A 241-nucleotide genomic window follows, 5' to 3' on the forward strand; every position below is an offset into this window, starting at 1 on the left:
ATACGGCCTGGGCGCGCGCCAGTTCGCTTTCGCGTAATTGAGCGCTCGCCTCGTCGACGAGCGTGCGGTCCACCGCGTGCTGCTTCAATTCGCCAACGATACGGCTCGCACCCAGTCGCGACGAACGACGATGAATCAGGCTTTCGGCGAATCGGGAATCGGATAGCCAGTTTTCGGCTTCGAGCGTGTCGAGCAGCGTCTCGAGCGAATCGTTTTCTTCGACGAAGGGCTTCAGCTTGCG

1 protein-coding gene is annotated in these 241 nt (G+C 60.6%); it reads right to left on the reverse strand.

Annotation, left to right across the window (positions count from 1 at the left end):
* The coding region (locus tag SB822_RS60390; RefSeq protein ID WP_410859556.1) for a RecX family transcriptional regulator at window positions 1-241 on the reverse strand (241 nt) is incomplete at both ends.

Source organism: Paraburkholderia sp. SIMBA_054, assembly GCF_046534875.1.
GTDB classification, from domain to species: Bacteria; Pseudomonadota; Gammaproteobacteria; order Burkholderiales; family Burkholderiaceae; genus Paraburkholderia; species Paraburkholderia hospita.